This is a genomic window from Mesorhizobium sp. M1088, assembly GCF_040318575.1.
Lineage (GTDB): Bacteria > Pseudomonadota > Alphaproteobacteria > Rhizobiales > Rhizobiaceae > Mesorhizobium.
Genome location: NZ_JAMYMO010000008.1, coordinates 213,511 through 230,248 on the forward strand (window position 1 = coordinate 213,511; position 16,738 = coordinate 230,248).

At 62.7% G+C, this 16,738-nt stretch carries 16 protein-coding genes; 2 read left to right on the plus strand and 14 right to left on the minus strand.

The window, feature by feature from the left end:
• The first annotated feature begins 128 nt into the window (after positions 1-128).
• Complete coding sequence (galU, locus tag NKH49_RS13350; protein WP_352469528.1) at positions 129-1,034, plus strand: UTP--glucose-1-phosphate uridylyltransferase GalU; 906 nt, start codon at positions 129-131, stop codon at positions 1,032-1,034.
• Positions 1,035-1,166: 132 nt separating this feature from the next.
• On the opposite strand, the gene NKH49_RS13355 is transcribed toward galU, so the two are convergent.
• On the minus strand, positions 1,167-2,906 hold the full coding sequence (locus NKH49_RS13355) for an outer membrane beta-barrel protein (RefSeq protein ID WP_502907875.1): 1,740 nt from the start codon (positions 2,904-2,906) through the stop codon (positions 1,167-1,169).
• A 177-nt stretch (positions 2,907-3,083) separates the two neighbouring features.
• Between NKH49_RS13355 and NKH49_RS13360 the strand changes: the two genes are divergently transcribed.
• Positions 3,084-4,085: a KpsF/GutQ family sugar-phosphate isomerase gene (locus NKH49_RS13360; RefSeq protein WP_352539488.1), complete on the plus strand. Its 1,002-nt coding sequence runs from the start codon at positions 3,084-3,086 to the stop codon at positions 4,083-4,085.
• Positions 4,086-4,092: 7 nt separating this feature from the next.
• Here NKH49_RS13360 and NKH49_RS13365 read toward each other — a convergent pair whose 3' ends face one another.
• From NKH49_RS13365 to NKH49_RS13425, 13 genes are all read right to left on the minus strand, one after another.
• Entirely contained in the window at positions 4,093-4,557 is a 465-nt protein-coding gene (locus NKH49_RS13365) for an NfeD family protein (RefSeq protein ID WP_352469530.1), read from the minus strand.
• Between the two features lie 10 nt (positions 4,558-4,567).
• Entirely contained in the window at positions 4,568-5,518 is a 951-nt protein-coding gene (locus NKH49_RS13370; RefSeq protein WP_352612893.1) for an SPFH domain-containing protein, read from the minus strand.
• A gap of 130 nt (positions 5,519-5,648) precedes the next feature.
• Positions 5,649-6,713, minus strand: coding sequence for a ferrochelatase (gene hemH / locus NKH49_RS13375; protein WP_352612891.1), 1,065 nt, complete (start codon positions 6,711-6,713; stop codon positions 5,649-5,651).
• Positions 6,714-6,863: 150 nt separating this feature from the next.
• On the minus strand, positions 6,864-8,891 hold the full coding sequence (locus NKH49_RS13380) for a 5'-nucleotidase C-terminal domain-containing protein (protein WP_352612889.1): 2,028 nt from the start codon (positions 8,889-8,891) through the stop codon (positions 6,864-6,866).
• 293 nt (positions 8,892-9,184) lie between these two features.
• Positions 9,185-9,559: an outer membrane lipoprotein Omp10 gene (omp10, locus tag NKH49_RS13385; protein WP_023720183.1), complete on the minus strand. Its 375-nt coding sequence runs from the start codon at positions 9,557-9,559 to the stop codon at positions 9,185-9,187.
• 187 nt (positions 9,560-9,746) lie between these two features.
• Complete coding sequence (locus NKH49_RS13390; protein ID WP_352448220.1) at positions 9,747-11,192, minus strand: homospermidine synthase; 1,446 nt, start codon at positions 11,190-11,192, stop codon at positions 9,747-9,749.
• Between the two features lie 122 nt (positions 11,193-11,314).
• Complete coding sequence (locus tag NKH49_RS13395) at positions 11,315-12,148, minus strand: hypothetical protein (protein WP_352612887.1); 834 nt, start codon at positions 12,146-12,148, stop codon at positions 11,315-11,317.
• Between the two features lie 127 nt (positions 12,149-12,275).
• Positions 12,276-12,521 carry a hypothetical protein gene (locus NKH49_RS13400; RefSeq protein WP_352612885.1) on the minus strand — a complete coding sequence of 82 codons (246 nt, stop codon included), beginning with the start codon at positions 12,519-12,521 and terminating at the stop codon, positions 12,276-12,278.
• Between the two features lie 16 nt (positions 12,522-12,537).
• Positions 12,538-13,494, minus strand: coding sequence for a heme-dependent oxidative N-demethylase family protein (locus tag NKH49_RS13405; RefSeq protein WP_352612883.1), 957 nt, complete (start codon positions 13,492-13,494; stop codon positions 12,538-12,540).
• Positions 13,491-13,778, minus strand: a complete 288-nt coding sequence (locus NKH49_RS13410) for a YciI family protein (RefSeq protein ID WP_352448216.1) — start codon at positions 13,776-13,778, stop codon at positions 13,491-13,493. Before NKH49_RS13410 ends, NKH49_RS13405 begins: the two co-directional genes overlap by 4 nt.
• A 17-nt stretch (positions 13,779-13,795) precedes the next feature.
• The gene (locus tag NKH49_RS13415; protein ID WP_352469537.1) at positions 13,796-14,458 is read right to left on the minus strand and encodes an aminotransferase class IV family protein; all 663 of its coding nucleotides are present in this window, start codon (positions 14,456-14,458) and stop codon (positions 13,796-13,798) included.
• Entirely contained in the window at positions 14,407-15,558 is a 1,152-nt protein-coding gene (locus tag NKH49_RS13420; RefSeq protein ID WP_352469538.1) for an aminodeoxychorismate synthase component I, read from the minus strand. The genes NKH49_RS13415 and NKH49_RS13420 overlap by 52 nt, the downstream gene beginning before the upstream one ends.
• A 157-nt stretch (positions 15,559-15,715) precedes the next feature.
• Positions 15,716-16,513 (minus strand): helix-hairpin-helix domain-containing protein, encoded by a 798-nt coding sequence (locus tag NKH49_RS13425; protein ID WP_352612880.1) that lies wholly within the window; start codon positions 16,511-16,513, stop codon positions 15,716-15,718.
• Positions 16,514-16,738: the final 225 nt, after the last annotated feature.

A 16,738-nucleotide genomic window follows, 5' to 3' on the forward strand; every position in this document is an offset into this window, starting at 1 on the left:
GGATAAAAAGATGCGTCAATGCTTTACCAGCTGAGATTTATGACCCGCCGTTCAGTAATCCTCGATTTCGGCATGAAAATGTCTCGAATCGGGATTGCCGAACAGGCATGCAAATGGATAATTGGCACATGAAGAGAGTTCGCAAGGCAGTGTTCCCGGTTGCCGGTCTCGGCACGCGCTTTCTCCCTGCTACCAAGGCCATTCCCAAGGAAATGCTGACGGTCGTCGACAGGCCGGTCATCCAGTATGTGGTCGATGAGGCGCGCGATGCCGGGATCGAGCATTTCATCTTCGTGACCGGCCGCAACAAGGCGGTCATCGAGGATCACTTCGATGTCCAGTTCGAGCTCTACGACACGCTTGCGCAGCGCGGCAAGGACGACCAGCTCGCCCGCCTGCAGCGGCTGCAACCGGCGCCGGGGCAGACCAGCTTCACCCGCCAGCAGGTACCGCTCGGCCTTGGCCACGCCGTCTGGTGCGCGCGCGAGCTCGTCGGCGACGAGCCCTTTGCGCTGCTATTGCCCGACATGATCATGCAGTCGGAAAAAAGCTGCATGAAGGACATGGTCGAGCTTTACGCCGAGACCGGCAACAACATCGTCGCCGTGCAGGAATGCGATCCGGCCGAGGCGCACAAATACGGCATTGTCGGCCGCGGCGAGGACGCGCATCACGGTTTCCGCATCACCGGCATGGTGGAAAAGCCGAAGACCGGCACGGAGCCGTCGAACCTCTACATCAACGGGCGCTATATCCTGCAGCCGGAGATATTCAAGATACTCGAAGGTCAGGAAAAAGGCGCCGGCAACGAGATCCAGCTCACCGATGCAATGCTGAAGCTGCAGAAGCAACAGCCCTTCTACGGCTACCACTACCGCGGGCGGACGTTCGACTGCGGCTCGCCCGAAGGCTTCGTCGAGGCCAACGTTGCCTTCGCACTGTGGCGCAGAGACATGAATGCCAGCATGGCCGGTGTCATTCGCACGCTTCTCGACGAACTCGCGCCGTCAGAACGCCGCGGCATAGCCTTGTAGTTTCAACACCGGTTGCCGCGCTGATCGGCTAAAGCGCGCCGCGTTCGACCGGCCTCATGCGACGCGCTTTAGGTTCTTGTTTTAGGCAAGTCGTTATCGCAAAACCGCTGCACACTTTTGCGCGACATGCATTTAGCGCTGCAACTTCAAGCCGACGAAGATACTGTTGGCCGTGTAGTCGCGCCCAATCAGGTTGCTGGTCAGTTTTTCAGTCCTGGCGCGGGTGGTGAGCCCGGTGTAGCGGGTCAGCCACCACGTCAGCCCAGCCTCGGCGCTCAGCGTCAAATCATGATCGTCGGAGCCGGTATAGTCGCGCCATTCGAGGCCGAGAGCGGCATTTCCGGTCAGGTTAGCGCGGATCTGCCGCTCGCCGGTGAGGCTGCCGGAATAGAGCATGTCGCCGCTTTCGCCCGCATTCGTCGTGTTCTCGGCGGTCGTCTGTGCGGTGAGCCCGATCGTGGTGCCGCGTTCCGGCGACCATTTGAGATCGGCATTGACCGTCGCGCCCGAAATAGCCGGCAGGGCATCGTCGTCGATAGCTTCGCGCAGCCAGCCGACCGAGAACTCGCCGGTAAGCTTCTCGCGGAGATCGAGCTCGACGCCGGCCCGTGCGCCAAGCCTGGTCGAGGAGCGCTGGAAGCCGTTTGGATCGACGCGCAAATCATAAGCGCGCCGGCCGATCTCGATTTCGGTGAACGGGGTGATGGCAGGCGAGATCTCGTAACCGGTACGCAAAATGGCCGTGTAGAGCGTCGAGTCGCGGCCCTTCTGCGACAGCGATCCGCCGGACGAAAGCTTGGCGTCGCCAAAGATGTCGTGCTCGACCGCGCCGGTCAGCGCGAAGCGCATCTTGCCGGTATCCTTCTCGACGGCGAGACTGCCGTTCACGGTCTGGCGCACCGGCTGGCCAACGGCGCCGACGACCGCGTCCGGCGCCGAGGCCGATTCGGGCACGGCCTCATAGCCCAGCTTGGCGATGGCGCGCAGATCATTGTCGAGATCGATGTTGAGTGTGCCGTCGACGTGGCCTTGCGCCTCGTGAATGTCATAGCCGGACAAGGTTTCGCGGAAGATGCCATAGCCCTCAACCGTCGCCGAATTCTCCCTCCAGTCGGAGACGGCGTTGAAGCGCAGCGTCGTTTCCGACAGCAAGGCCGGCTTGCCGAGGCTGCTCGAATCGGCGTTTGTCGAAGACGTCAGGCCTTGCTCGAGCGTCGGCCGGATTACGAAAGAGCCGAGCTTGATGCCGGTGGCGGCGAACGGGTCGTCCTCGTTCTTTTTGTTCTGGCCTTCGATGGCTTCGGTGCGCTCGGCGCCGGGGTCGAGCCTGAGCCTCTCGGCGGAATCGATGGTGACGGCACGGCGGTTGACCGTATCCTGCTCGTCTATAGCGGCGGTATCGGTGTCATCGGTCGCCGCCGCGGCTGCAGTCGCGGCTCTCTTGCGCTTCTGGCTGTCAGCGGTCTCGTCTTCGGCGTTGGCCGCATTGGCGGCGCGTGGCGTCGCGCTTGGCCGCCGTCGGGGTGGCGGAGCAGGGTTGTCGGGAAATGGGTCGCCGCTGGCCGCTGGTTGATCGAAAGTGCCGCCGGTTGTGGCCGCCTCGCCCGTGCCGTCGTCAGGCAACGCCCCTTGGCTGGCCGGGCGATAGGTAGGCAGCGGCGTATTGTCGTTGGCGGTTGCAGCAGCCTGCGCGGCTTGGGTTCCGGCTATGCTCGATTGCCTGATCTTGTACTGCTGTTCGTCCAGGATTGTCGATTCCGAAACCTCGCCGCGCAGCTCGGTTTCCTGGGCGCAAAGCAGTGCCGGCCGCGACAACGCAAAGACACTGGTTGCCAGCAGCAAAGCGCAGACCGCCTTGCCCTTTCGTCCCATTTTGTTTTGAGGCTGAAACCCGGACATCGGCACCACTGCTTGCGCGGCGCACGCGCGCCATACTTACGAAACCGTAAATGGGGATGGTTAACGGAGCGTTGAGGCATGGCCCGTCAGGAGGTTCCGGACGGCAATTCCGTTGGACAGGCGCGCGCCGAAGCGCTAATCGCATCGTCCATGGACGTGAAATCCCCAGACAGGAAGCGGCATGACGGGCAGGCCGCGATTGCCTCGGCGCTGAGAACCGTGGCGACGGAACAGGCCGGCGTCGCGGCACTGGCAGACGCTCTCGAAAACGGGCTGGCCGAGCCGTTCGCACGAGCCGTCGGCATGGTGTCGCAGATCGATGGCCGCGTCATCGTCACCGGGGTCGGCAAAAGCGGCCATATCGGCTCGAAGATCGCCGCAACGCTCGCCTCGACCGGCACGCCGGCCTTTTTCGTCCACCCTGCCGAAGCCAATCACGGCGACCTTGGCATGATCGCCAGAAACGACGCCATAATCGCGCTTTCGTGGTCGGGCGAAAGCCTTGAGCTCAAGGGTATCATCGCCTATTCGAGGCGCTTCTCGATCCCGCTGGTCGCGGTCACCGCGGGTGAAAAATCGGCTCTGGCGCGCGCGGCCGACGTTGTGCTTCTGCTGCCGCGAGCACCGGAAGCCTGCCCGCACGGGCTTGCGCCGACGACCTCGACACTATTGCAAATGGTAATGGGCGATGCGCTGGCCATCGCGCTGCTCGAGGCACGCGGCTTCACCCCGGACCATTTCCGCACGTTCCATCCCGGCGGCCAGCTCGGAGCCAACCTGACGCAGATCCGCGAGATCATGCATGTCGGCGACAGGCTGCCGCTGGTGTCGTCAGGTACCGGCATGCGCGAGGCAATCCTCGAATTGTCGCGCAAGGGGTTTGGCTGCGTGGCCGTGACTGCCGCGGACGGCAAGCTGATCGGCATCATCACCGATGGCGACATCAGGCGCCATATCGGCAGCGATCTCCTGGCAATGAGCGTCGATCAGGTGATGACCAGAGAGCCGAAAATGGCTTCGCCCGACACGCTTGTTGCGACGGCGCTGCAGACAATCAACGACTCGGCTATCACCAGCCTGATGGTGGTCGAAGGCAGGCGGCCGATCGGGCTCGTCCATCTACACGACCTGCTGCGCATCGGTGCTGCCTAGCGGGCTTCTAGACCGCCTCGACCGTCAGTTCCAGGTCGGTATCAGCGGCGCCCGTCACGCGCACTTGCGTGCCGGCCGGCATGTCAGGACCGGAGACGCGCCACAACGTGTCGCCCAGCTTTATGCGGCCGCGCCCGTCCTTGATCGGCTCGGCAAGGGTCGCCGTCCGGCCGACCATCTGTGCGCCGCGACGGTTGAGCAGGGGCTGGTCGGTTTCATCATGGCGTCCGCCCACCAGCCGCTTGCCGACATAGGCCGAGACCAGCGACAGCGCGAGGAAGGCGAGGACCTGGACTTGCCAGGTCCAGAAACCGGCATCCCAGATGAGCAGTGAGACGACGCCTATCAACAGCGCGGCAATGCCGATCCACAGCATGAAAATGCCCGGCGCGATGACCTCCATTACCAGCAGGACGAAGCCGAGGACCATCCAGCTCCACGGGCCGAGTTCGGAAACAATGCGGCCGAGCATGGCTGTGGCCTCAGCTTTCGCTCGGGCGAACGACCGGCGGGCGGGCGGCCTGTCGTGCGGCACCGGCGGTGCCTTCGCTTCGGAAAACTTCCTTGGCGATTTCGCCAATACCGCCGAGCGTGCCGATCAGCGATGAGGCCTCCATCGGCATCAGCACGAGCTTGCTGTTTGTCGCTGAGCCGATCCTGGTCAGCGCTTCGGTGTATTTCAGCGCGACGAAGTAGTTGAGCGCCTGCACGTCGCCTTTGGAAATCGCCTCCGACACCACCTGCGTGGCGCGTGCTTCAGCCTCGGCCGAGCGCTCGCGCGCCTCGGCATCGCGGAAGGCGGCTTCCTTGCGGCCTTCGGCCTCCAGGATCTGCGATTGCTTGAGGCCTTCGGCGGCGAGGATCTGCGCGCGCTTATTGCGCTCGGCCATCATCTGTCGGCCCATCGATTCGACGAGATTGGCCGGCGGGTTGATGTCCTTGATCTCGACACGAGTGATCTTGATGCCCCAGGGATGCGCCGCCTCGTCAACGACGCGCAGCAGGCGCTCGTTGATGGCGTCGCGGTTCGACAAAAGTTCGTCGAGGTCCATCGAGCCCATCACGGTGCGGATGTTGGTCATCGTGAGATTGAGAATCGCATTCTGCAGGCCGGAGACCTGGTAGGCGGCCTGCGCCGCGTTGAGCACCTGATAGAAGGCGATGCCATCGACGGCAACGGTGGCATTGTCGCGGGTGATGATCTCCTGCGTCGGTACGTCGAGCACCTGCTCCATCATGTTCATCTTGGCGCCGACACGGTCGACGAAAGGCACGATCAGGTTGAGGCCCGGGTTCAATGTCTTGGTGTAACGGCCAAAACGTTCGACGGTATAATTATAGCCTTGCGGAATTGTTCGGATGCCCTTGATAAGCACCAGCACGACAAGGGCGACAAGAACAAGAAGCGCGATATCAAAACCACTGAAACCCATTTGGCTCTCCCCTCAAAGGCCGGCCATGTTGGATATTCCACGCGACCGATTCCACCAAACACTTAAGTGTGTTTCAGCAATGTTACAATCAGGTGATCACGGATTGCGGGTGCATAGACGGGTGATCTGTTCAGGCCCAGCCGGACAGCTCGCGCCGCACCATCGCCTCGATCACCGCCATGCCCTCGGCACTGTCGTTGAGGCAAGGGATGTGTGCGAACTTTTCGCCGCCGGCATGATGGAAGGTCTCGGACGCTTCCCTGCCGATCTCGTCCAGCGTCTCGATGCAGTCGACGGAAAATCCTGGATTGACGATGGCGACCGATTTCACGCCTTCGCGCCCTAGTCTTTCGACCGTCTTGTCGGTGTAGGGCTGCAGCCACTCCTGCGCGCCGAAGCGCGACTGGAAGGTGGTAATCAGCTTGTTTTCATCCCAGCCGAGCTTTTCGCGCAGCAGTCGGGTCGTCTCGAGGCAATGGGCCTGGTAGGGGTCGCCCTTGTCGGAATAGGGTTTCGGAATGCCGTGATAGGAAGCAATGACAATTTCCGGTTCGAATCCGAGGCTCGCCAGATGCTTTTCGACCGAACGGGCGAGCGCCTCGATATAGGCCGGCTCGTTGTAATAGGGTGGCACGCTGCGAATGGCCGGGGCGCGGCGCATCTTCATCAGCGCGCGAAACAGCTGGTCGTTGGCAGTCGCAGTCGTCGTCGCCGAATATTGCGGATAGAGCGGGAAAGACAGGATGCGGTCGCAGCCTTGCTCGACCAGTCTCTCGGCCACGCTCTCGGTCGAAGGGTTGCCGTAGCGCATCGCCCAGTCGACGACGACATTGGGTAGCTCGCCGAGCGCGAGCCCGAGCTTCTCGGCCTGGGCGCGGGTGTAGGTTCGCAGCGGCGACTCGTTGCGCTCCCGGTTCCATATCCTGGCGTAGTTGGCCCCTGATTTCTTCGGCCGGGTGGTGAGGACCACGCCGTAGAGGATCGGATACCAGATCGCCTTGTTGAGCTCGATGACGCGCGGATCGGACAGGAACTCCCGGAGGTAGCGCCACATCGGCTTGAAGCCGGTGCCGTCCGGGGTGCCGAGATTGATCAGCATCACACCGACCTTGCCGGTCCTGACCAGAGGGCGCCCTGCCGACGGCGAGGCGGCAGTCTCCTCGGCTTTGATTTCAGCAGGGTTGGCAAGCGTCATGAGGTTCTCCAACACCGCGAACCAACGGTGTCGCGGCGAAAGTAGCGATGCCGCGCCGGTTTTCAAATGCTGCGTCTGGCCGCACCTTATCCCAGAAATGCAACACCCGCCCGGTCTGCCGGGCGGGTGCATTGCGTTCCTGCGGCCGGATTACTTCGAGGCCGCCGGGATCGTCAAGGTTGCGCCGACCGGAAGGCGGCGTGGCTCGTAGGCTTTGTTGGCATCGGAGATTATTTTCCATTTGGTGCCGTCGCCATAAGCCTTCACCGCGAGATCCCAATAGGTATCGCCGGCGACGATTACATGGCTGCTTTCGGCCGGTGCCGGCTCAGCCGGAGCAGGGGTCGCCGGAGCCGGTGTGGCCGGAGCCGCAGGTGCCGCCGGCTGGGCCGGCTCGGCGGGTGCGGATGCCGGCGCTGTTTCAGCCGGGACGGCCGGCGGCGTCTTGGAAATGTCGCCGGAGCCGGCCGGCATTTCGGGCACTGCCGGCTCAGCAGGCTTTGCCGGCGCAGCCTCAGCAGGTTTTGGCGGTTCGGCAGGGTTGGCAGGTTCTGCCGCCGGGGCCACGGTCGCGGCGATCTCGATGATGCGGCCGTCGAGCTTCGGCGTATAGGGCCGGTGCGCGCCCAGGTAGTCGGCGACGACCTGTTCCAGCCCCGGGCCGTAATCATAGGCGTTCTTGGCCTTCTCGGCGAACACCTTGTAGCCGTCGCCGCCCTGGCGGACATAGTTGTTGGTGGCGACCAGGTAATCCTTGTCCGGCTTAATCGGTGTCCAGGCGCCGCCTTCCATGACCTCGACCGATTTGACGCGTCCGTTAGGCGGCGCCGATTTGTCGAACGCATATTTCAAGCCGGCAACCTGCGGGAAGCGCCCGGCGCCGTCCTCGACCTGGCTGAGGCCGCTTTCGAGGCCGGCAACCAGATCCTTGCCGGAGATCTGGAAGGTCGCCAGCGTGTTCTGAAACGGCAGGACGGTGAGAACCTCGCCCATGGTGACGGTGCCCTGGTCGATCGAGGCGCGCAAGCCGCCGCCATTCGAGATGACGATCTCGACACCTTGGTCCTTGACCCGGTCGAGGACGGCGTCGGAGACCAGATTGCCCATCTCGCATTCGCGGGCGCGGCAGTTTTCGCGACTGCCGTCGATCGCCTTGGTGGTCTCCGCGACTTCCTTGTTCTTCAAAGCCTCGATCGGCGCGCCGAGTTCCTTGATGCGGGCAAGCACGGCGGGGTCGGGTGTGATCGATTTGTCGAGATGGATGGGATCGCCGCTTGCCTCCTTGACGACGCCATTGTCGTCGAACACGACCTTGAACTCGCCGAGATATTTCGAATAGGACGCCGCCTGGACGACCGGCACTTTGTAACCGTCCGGATTGTCGACCATCGTCGGATATGGGCCCTCCGCCTTGGGGTCGGTGTTGGACAGCAGCGAATGGCTGTGGCCGCCGACCACCACGTCGATCCCGGGGATCTTGGCGATCACGTCGCGCTCGCGCTTGTAGCCGATATGGGTGACCGCGATGATCTTGTTGACGCCCTCTCGCTTCAGTTTCTCGACCTCAGCGGTGATCGACTTGACGTCGTCTTCGATGGCAATGTTCGGGCCAGGGGTGGCAAGCTCCGGCGTGTCGTTGGTGACCGCGCCGACGATGCCGATCTTCTGGCCGCCGACCTCGACCACGATCGACGGCTTGACGCGGTCGCCGAGCTTGGATTGCGCATTGGCCTTCACATTGGCGCCGAGCACCGGAAACTGGATCATGTCGAGAAACGGCGCCAGCGCCGACTCGCCATCGTCGAACTCATGGTTGCCGAGAGCCTCGGCATCGAATTTCATCTGGTTGAGGAATTCGCCTTCGGTCTTGCCTTTGTAGGTCGTGTAGAAGAGCGAGCCCTGGAAATTGTCGCCGGCGCTGAGCAGCAGCACGTTCTGGCCTTCCAGCTTCTTGCGCTCCTGCGCGATCGCGGTGACCAGGCGGGCGGCGCCGCCGACGCATTCGCCCTTGGTCTCCTCCTCGGCCGAGCAGGTCGATTCGTACTTGTTGTTGCTCTCGATGCGGCTATGCCAGTCGTTGATGTGCAGGATGTTGAGCGTGTAGTCGGCAAAGGATACCCCTGCCGACAGGCCAAGCGCCGATGCCGACAGCGCGGCGATGGCAGCAATCTTCTTCATTCTCGTCTCCCGGATAACTTGAGTACAGCGCCGCGCGTCATTTGGGACGCGCAAAGGACGCTGTACCAATTTTTATTTTGCGCATGATCCTTTCCGAAAATCGACTCCGATTTTCGGGGTCATGCGCAGAGGCGTTTAACGCTCTTGTTTGACTGGGATGTAACAGCCCTCTTGGGCTATGTTCACATCGCGTTTCAGTCGATGCAAGCGGAAATCGGCATCAGCTTTGCCGGCGCAAGAAGACGGCGGCTTGAAGCCGCCGCCCTTGTGCAAAGTAAATTCGGAATCGGATTTCAGGTGCGCCTGGTCAGCACAAAATTCTGCCCGCTCGCGCTGGTGCAATTGAGCTGGCTGGTGGAGACCATCAGGCAGTTGAAGCTGATCGGCGTCTGGCGGATCAGCGACGTGCCATGGATCTCGACCGAGGTGCCGCCGGTCATGGTGTAGCTGCCATCGGCAAGCTTCTGGCCGGTGTCGGTTGCGACGGTCGCGAAGCTGCCGCCCTTGAAGGTGGACAAGCCCGTGCCCTGCGCGTCGATCCAGGAGCCTTCAACCCCCTTGGCCGTGATCACCGGCGGCTCGCCTGGGCCGGTTGTCGTGCAGGCCGCCAACGCGACCGTAGCGGCCGCGGCAATGCCAGCCGAAAGCAGTCTTTGCGCAATCGTCATCTTCAAGATCCTCTCCTCTCGCATCGGCCCGAAAATCGATCCGATTTTCGGAAAGCACGATGCGCACATTCAAAGTGCTAGAGCGTACTTTGTGCGTCCAAATGGACGCACGTGGCTCTAGGCCGCCCCTCTTCAATCGCCCGATTTCCGGGCGATTGCAAGCTGGCCGAGTGTCGAGGCAACGCTGCTATCGAACGAGGATGTTGCGGAATTGCCACGGGTCTTTGGTATCGAGATCCTCGGGAAACAGACCAGGCCGATTGTCGAGCGGTGTCCAGTCGGTATAATAGCTCCTGACCGGCCCGAGATAGGGGCCCTGCACGTCGAGGCAGCGCTTGTAATCCATCTCGTCGGCCTCGACGATGCCGGCCTCGGGATTTTCCAGCGCCCAGACCATGCCGGCCAGCACCGCCGACGTGACCTGCATGCCGGTGGCGTTCTGATAGGGCGCCAGCTTGCGCGCCTCGGCCAGCGACAGCTGCGAGCCGTACCAGTAGGCGTTCTTGGCGTGGCCGTAGAGCAGCACGCCGAGTTCGTCGACGCCATCGACCAGTTCATTTTCGTCGAGCACGTGATGCACGGGCTGAGCCTTGCCGGCGACACCGAACATCTCGTGCAGCGACAGCACTGCGTCGTTGCAGGGATGATAGGCGTAATGGCAGGTCGGCCGGTATTGCACCTTGCCCTTCTTGCCGCGCAGCGTGAAAAAATCGGCAATCGAGATCGCTTCGTTGTGTGTCACCAGGAAACCGTATTGCGGGCCGGGCGTCGGACACCACGTGCGCACGCGTGTATTGGCGCCGGGCTGCTCCAGATAGATCGCGGCCTTCGAACCGTTCTTGTGGCTTTTGGCGTTCTTCGGCATCCACGCCTCATGCGTGCCCCAGCCGAGCTCGGCCGGCTGCAGCCCTTCCGAAATGAAGCCTTCGACCGACCAGGTGTTCCAGAACACGTTCATCGGCTTGGGCTTCTTGGTGCGCTGGGTGTCGCGCTCGGCGATATGGATGCCCTTGACGCCGGCCTTCTTCATCAGCCTGGCCCAGCCTTCGCGATCGTGCTGCGCGGGTTCCGAGAAGTCGAGGCCAAGATCTGTGGCGAGATTGACCAGTGCCTGCTTGACGAACCACGAGACCATGCCCGGATTGGCGCCGCAGCACGAGATCGCCGTGGTGCCGCCCGGGTTCTTCGCGATTTCAGTACGTACGGTCTCGCGCAGCGCATAGTTGGTGCGTGAGGCGTTGTCGGCCTTCTCGTCGAAATAAAAGCCGAGCCAGGGTTCGACCACCGTGTCGATATAGAGGACGCCAAGCTTGCGGCAGAGCTTCATCAGCTCAAGCGAGGAAGTGTCGACCGACAGGTTGACGCAAAAGCCCTGGCCGCCGCCATTGGTCAAAAGTGGTGTCAGCAGCTTCTTGTAGTTCTTTTTGGTCACCGCATCCTGCATGAAAGTGATGCCGCGCTCGTCGAGCAATTTGCGGTCGGTGTCGCGCGGGTCGATGACCGTCATGCGCGACTTGTCGAATTTGAAATGGCGCTCGATCAGCGGCAGCGTTCCCCGTCCGATCGAGCCGAAGCCGATCATCACTACAGGGCCGGTGATCTCACCGTAAACGGGCCAGTTTTCATTCGCCATTTATCGATTACTCCCTCAAAAAACGCTTCGGAACAGCGGCTTGGCCGCGGCGCGACAAACCATAGATCATTGTCACAATAAAGCGAAAAGCGGACGGCCGGCCTCACGCCGCGCCATCCCGGCTACGGCTCGACTAGTCTCGCGAATGCAGGCTTGAAGAGGTCACGTGCCTCGGAGACCGGCAGTTCCAGCAGATCGTCGGCGCAGGCCTGGATGGCATGCGGCAGGGTCTGGAGCCCGAAAACCAGAACCTGCTTGTCGCCCTCACGCCAGAGGCTGACCGCTAGATATTCGCCGATGAGATCGTCCATGCCGCATTCGGCTTCGTGATCGATATCGGTCTGATCGATCGGTTTCTTGTGCCGCTGCTTGACGAAGGAGGCCAGGGAAGGACCGGGCTTGCCATCCACCGTATCCGAGAAAATGTCCTGAAGGCCAAGCAGGGCGCCGCGCAGCACATCCATGATGTAGGCGTCCGAATTGTTGGTCGGATGCGCTCCGCCGCAGAAGATGCTGCCGGACTCCCGCCAGCTCATCAGCCGCGGAGTCAGCGACGTCACTTCGAATGTGCTGTCCTCATAGCCGCCGAGCGTGCCGCCGTTCATACCGTCAATTGGCCCGCCTTCGTTGAAACCGGCATATTGCGCCGCCACGCAGCCCAGTGCGCCGATGTTTGCGCGCCAGTGCCTCTCTTGCAGCAGAGCATTCGCGGCCTCGATCGGAACGTCGCCGGACAGTTCGACAATGCGCGGCGTGGCAAACCTGGTGCGGGGGTCGACGACATAGCGGTAGGTTGCGTCCGGCCAACCAGTCGTCTTGCCGTTATCGAGCTGAGTGTCCATCCGCAGATAGTCATAAGGGGACGTTTCCATAGTGAGCGGCGTGTCATTGGCGAAGAATTTCATGAAGCTGAAATCGTAGAGATCGAGCGGGGTGCCGGGCTCGTTCCCGGTCACTTGCCGACTTGCGACCCGTTCCAATCTGAGCGGCAGCGCCTTCTTTCCGTTCCAGCTGCCTTCAAGGGTCTTGCCGTTACTGGATGAGGCCAGGCGCCACACAGCGGCAATCGGCGCGGCCTTTCCGTCATCGCAATTGTCGGCGCCGCATGCCTCCTCCTCGGCCAGTTCGAACTTGCTGCCCCTTTTGAGACCGGGCCTGCAGCGGGATGTCAACGCCCTTCGAGCGGTAGAAATAGCGGCCGGCCAGCGGGCCGCCGGGCGCCGCGGGGTCGCCGGTGAATTCGACGACGATATCGGCCTTTCCAAGCTTGCCGGCATAAGTCACCGGCTCCGCCCCGGCTGCTGTCGACAGTAGCAGGATCGCGGCCATGAACGTGACCGGCCTGCTAAGATGCTGGATCATTGTTCCCCCCAGCGATCATTTTCAGTGTTTCCACCAGCCGGTCACGGTCGGCGGTCATCCCCTTGTAGTCGAGTTGTGCCTCGTCCAGCGCCAGAAGTTGTTCGGCCAAGGACGCCGCGAGCGCCGCGCGGTCGGGGTGGCGTTCCAGCACGGCGAGCGGGTCGAGATGGATGCGGATGGTGAAGAGTACGTCGCCCGAAACGGGGAGCTTTCTCAGCGTCTGCCGCTCGACGCGGATAAAGGCATGGGCGTCGATGTCGCCATCCGGGAATCTCGACGGGCGACTGCTGGCGCGGTCGATGCGTTCGAGGTTGGAGAGCGGATGGTAGAGCGCGTCGCCCGCCTGGATCGACCAGTTGTAGCGCTCGACGGCTTGGCCCTGGAGGCCGTCGAACATGCGGTTGATGAGATCGGCCGGGCGTGTGCCCGGGCCGAAACCCGGTACCGGCGCGTGGATCTGCTGCAGCGGCTTGCCGAATTTTTCGATCAGCGACCATGACGACGGGAAGCAGAGCGAGCCGGCCGCCAGACGCCAGCCGCTCTCGTCGCGACGCATCAGGATCAAATCCTCCTGGACGAGCAACGAGGCCGCGACAAGCGGCGCATCGCTGAAAGAAGCTGAGGTGCCTGAGCCCTCGAGATTGTCGATGCCGCCGATCACCTCGATCGCATTGTCGGTACGCCTGTGGGTCTCAGGAAAGTTCGCCGCCAGATGCGCACCGAGCAGATCGAGCACTTCGCGCTGAGCGTCGCGCGTTGTTTGCTCCTCGACAAAAACCTTGCCGGGAATTTCCGCATAAAGCCGGCGTTTCTCGGCAAGATAGGGCAGCAGATATTCGTCGACCTCGATCCAGCTATCGAGATTGAGCGGCTTCAGCCCGATGGTGAACAGTTTCGACGAGCCGTCATAGGGTGTGTGGGTCGGCGGGCGGAAGCTCATGCCTCTTTGTAGGCTTCCAGTGCGGCGGCGGCCATTCTCGCCGTGAATTCGGTGATTTCGTAATCGGCGGCACCTGCCTTGGCGAAGGGATCGTCCGCCAGTCTGGCATCGAGCACTTCGCGTGGACCACGCGCGATGATGATGCCGCCGGTCCTTGGCCGCTTTGGCCCGGAGGCGACAAAGATACCTTGCGCATAGCAGGCCTTCAGCCACTCGACATGCGCTTGCTGCAGGCGGTCGATCTCGGTCAGCGGCACCTTGTAGTTCAGCGAAACCACGAACATTGTTGTCTCCAGATGCTTCAGCCCAGCCGCGCCGGGATCAATCCGCGCAGCGAGTTGCCGACGAACAGCGCCTTGGCCGATTTCAGTTCGTTCCACGTGTAGACCGCTTCACCGGCGCGGCCTTGATCCAGCAGTTCGCCGCGCAGGACGCCAGGCAGCAGGCCGCAATCGAGCCGCGGCGTGGCCAGCACGCCGTCGCCGAAATCGGCAAAGACATTGGTGATCGTGCCCTCGCAGATTTCGCCGCGCTCATTGGCGAGCAGCACCTCGTCGGCGCGCCCGGCGAGATATTCGGCGCGCGCGCGCGTATAGGTTTGTCGGCGGCTGGTCTTGTGGCGCAGCAGCATATCGCTCGAATCAAGCCGCACGCGCGCCAGCTGCAGGGTCCAGACCTTGTCTGCGGCGAGCGGCTCGTAGGGCTGCACCGACACCGCCATTTCCCCCTTGCGCGACAGGACGAGGCGGGTGCGCAACGCGATCTGTTGGTGGCCGACCGCATTCATCAGCGCTTCGCCGACCCTTGTCGGATCGCAGGCGAAACCGAGTTCGCTTGCCGAGCCGTAAAGCCGCGCGAGATGGCGGTCGAAACGGAGGAAACCCGAGCCGGGTTCCCAGCGCATTGTTTCGATCAGTTCGAAATCGGCAGTGTTCCCGTCGCGAAACGGGCTTTCAGCAGACACTCCTGGTACTCCTCTTCGGCTGTCGAATCGAAGACGACGCCACCGCCGACATTGTAGACCGCCTCGCCATTGGCAAAGAGCGAGATGGTGCGGATCGCCACCGAAAAGCGCATCCGGCCGCCGGGCGCGATCCAGCCTATGGCGCCGCAATAGACATCGCGCGGGCCACTTTCCAGCTCGCGCAGGATCTCCATGGCGCGGATCTTCGGTGCGCCGGTAATCGAGCCGCAGGGGAACAGCGCGGCGAAAATCTGATGGATGGCGAGGCCGGGCAAGAGTTTCGCCCGCACGCGGCTCACCATCTGGTGGACGGTCGGGTAGCTCTCGATGCGGAAAAGCTCCGGCACATCGAGCGTGCCAACCTCGCTGATCAGTGAGATGTCGTTGCGCAGGAGATCGACGATCATCCGGTTCTCGGCCTGGTTCTTCTCGTCGTTGCGCAAGAACGCTTTCAGGCGATCGTCCTCGGCTTTTGTTGCGCCGCGCGGCGCGGTGCCCTTCATCGGATGCGTCTCGATCATGCCTTCCGCGTCCACCTCGAAGAACAGTTCGGGCGAACGCGACAAGACGATCGGATCGCCGAGCGCGACCAGCGCCCCATACTTCACCGGCTGGCGTTCGGTCAGCGCGTTGAAGGCGACCAGCGGGTCGCCCGACCACTGCGCATGGACCGGAAAGGTCAGATTGCCCTGGTAGCAGTCGCCCTTGCGGATGTGGTCATGCAGCCTGGCAAAGCGTTTGGCGTAGTCGTCCGAAGACCATGCTGCCTTGGCGTCGAAGATTGGGCCGTTGCTGGCCGGCGGATCGCCTGGCGCGACCGTCTGCTCGACCGGCGCATCGAACACGCCGAGGCAAAAAAGCGGGGCGCGGCGGCCGGCCGGCAGCAGCGGAACGAGCTTGGGTTCGAGCAGGTAACCGGCCTCGTAGGAGAAATAACCGGCCAGCCATTTGCCGCCGTCATGTGCAGCCTGCGCGGCTTCCAGCGCCGGCAAAAAATCTGCCTCGCCATGCGCTGCGATTAACTCGGCCGGCCGGTCGAAAACGAGCTGCCGCGCGGTCTCGTCGTTCCTGAAAATTGCAAAGGGCAGGGGCAGGGACATAAGGCTCGGATGCTGCGGTCACCAGCGATCGATCTATATGGGGGCTCGACCGTGCGCAATCGAGGGAACGGCGTCCCAAGACGCAAAGGCGCGGCGGGCAAAAACAAAAGCGGCGCCCGAGAGCGCCGCCTTGTTCCCGATGCCGCCTTGCGATGGATCAGGTGTTGCTGGCTTCTCCCGCGGTCGGGAAGCGGCGCGCAAATTCCTTTTCGTCGCCGGCGGCAAGCAGTTTCGCCTGCTCGATCCAGCGTTCACGTTCGATGCGGCCGTCGAAATTCAACGTCGCCTCGATCCGCTTGACATCGTCGGGTGTCCAGGCGGCGATCTGGGCATAGGTCGTGACCCCAAGCCCTTTGAGCAGCCGCTCGTTGGTCGGGCCGATGCCGATCAGGCGACGCAGGTCGTTGGCTTTGCCTGGGGCAATAGCTGTTGCCTTGCCGGTCGCGGCTTTCTTTGCCGCCGGCGCGGCCTTGCTTGCCGCCGGCGCAGCCTTGCTTGCCGTCGGCGCGGCGCTCGCTTTCGATGCAGGCGGTTTCGGCGTTGCCGTTTTCGCGGCACTTGCGCGTGGCGCGGTCGCGGCCTTCGCCGTTGCAGATTTCTTCGGCGCCGGTTTGGCTGGTGCGGATGTCGAAATCAGGGTTGACGGCGCCTGCATCGCCGCCTTGGTCGCACCGGCATTGGCGGCTGGCGCCTTGGCTGTTGCCGCCTTCGCGGTTGGCGCCTGGGTGGTTTTCGCCTCGCCCAGCCGGCGTTCGAGATCGGCGCGGGCGCGGCCGCATGCATCCAACTCACCGGTCAGACGGTCGCTATCGGCCCGCAATCTGTCGCGTTCGCTGCGCGTGCGGTCTAGATCGCCGCGCAAACTGTCGAGTTCGCCACGCAGGCGTCCCCAAATGAACCAGCCAACCAACACACCTACCAGGAACGCCAGGAGCATGTAGAAAAAAGTGCCCATTGTCTTTCTCTCTCCAGTCCGATCCGTCCGCCCTGGCCTGTAGAGCCATGACCTCGGCGAAGGACCATTCGATGGTGGTTCCGCAATTTGCAGAACAGCCGGCTTCGATCGAGCTGTCGGCGACCGGTTTGCCCCTGGCCAACAACCGTTGTCGCATCCGCCGACACGCCATGGCCGGTCGGGATTTTCCGACCGGATCCATTCGTGCCCGGCTGAGCTTGAGGG

What these genes read in the sequence shown, in the direction of transcription:
- galU (WP_352469528.1), top strand. Translation starts at nt 129, where the DNA reads ATGAAGAGAGTTCGCAAGGCAGTGTTCCCGGTTGCCGGTCTCGGCACG.
- NKH49_RS13355 (WP_502907875.1), bottom strand. Translation starts at nt 2,906, where the DNA reads ATGGGACGAAAGGGCAAGGCGGTCTGCGCTTTGCTGCTGGCAACCAGT.
- NKH49_RS13360 (WP_352539488.1), top strand. Translation starts at nt 3,084, where the DNA reads ATGGACGTGAAATCCCCAGACAGGAAGCGGCATGACGGGCAGGCCGCG.
- NKH49_RS13365 (WP_352469530.1), bottom strand. Translation starts at nt 4,557, where the DNA reads ATGCTCGGCCGCATTGTTTCCGAACTCGGCCCGTGGAGCTGGATGGTC.
- NKH49_RS13370 (WP_352612893.1), bottom strand. Translation starts at nt 5,518, where the DNA reads ATGGGTTTCAGTGGTTTTGATATCGCGCTTCTTGTTCTTGTCGCCCTT.
- hemH (WP_352612891.1), bottom strand. Translation starts at nt 6,713, where the DNA reads ATGACGCTTGCCAACCCTGCTGAAATCAAAGCCGAGGAGACTGCCGCC.
- NKH49_RS13380 (WP_352612889.1), bottom strand. Translation starts at nt 8,891, where the DNA reads ATGAAGAAGATTGCTGCCATCGCCGCGCTGTCGGCATCGGCGCTTGGC.
- omp10 (WP_023720183.1), bottom strand. Translation starts at nt 9,559, where the DNA reads ATGACGATTGCGCAAAGACTGCTTTCGGCTGGCATTGCCGCGGCCGCT.
- NKH49_RS13390 (WP_352448220.1), bottom strand. Translation starts at nt 11,192, where the DNA reads ATGGCGAATGAAAACTGGCCCGTTTACGGTGAGATCACCGGCCCTGTA.
- NKH49_RS13400 (WP_352612885.1), bottom strand. Translation starts at nt 12,521, where the DNA reads ATGGCCGCGATCCTGCTACTGTCGACAGCAGCCGGGGCGGAGCCGGTG.
- NKH49_RS13405 (WP_352612883.1), bottom strand. Translation starts at nt 13,494, where the DNA reads ATGAGCTTCCGCCCGCCGACCCACACACCCTATGACGGCTCGTCGAAA.
- NKH49_RS13410 (WP_352448216.1), bottom strand. Translation starts at nt 13,778, where the DNA reads ATGTTCGTGGTTTCGCTGAACTACAAGGTGCCGCTGACCGAGATCGAC.
- NKH49_RS13420 (WP_352469538.1), bottom strand. Translation starts at nt 15,558, where the DNA reads ATGTCCCTGCCCCTGCCCTTTGCAATTTTCAGGAACGACGAGACCGCG.
- NKH49_RS13425 (WP_352612880.1), bottom strand. Translation starts at nt 16,513, where the DNA reads ATGGGCACTTTTTTCTACATGCTCCTGGCGTTCCTGGTAGGTGTGTTG.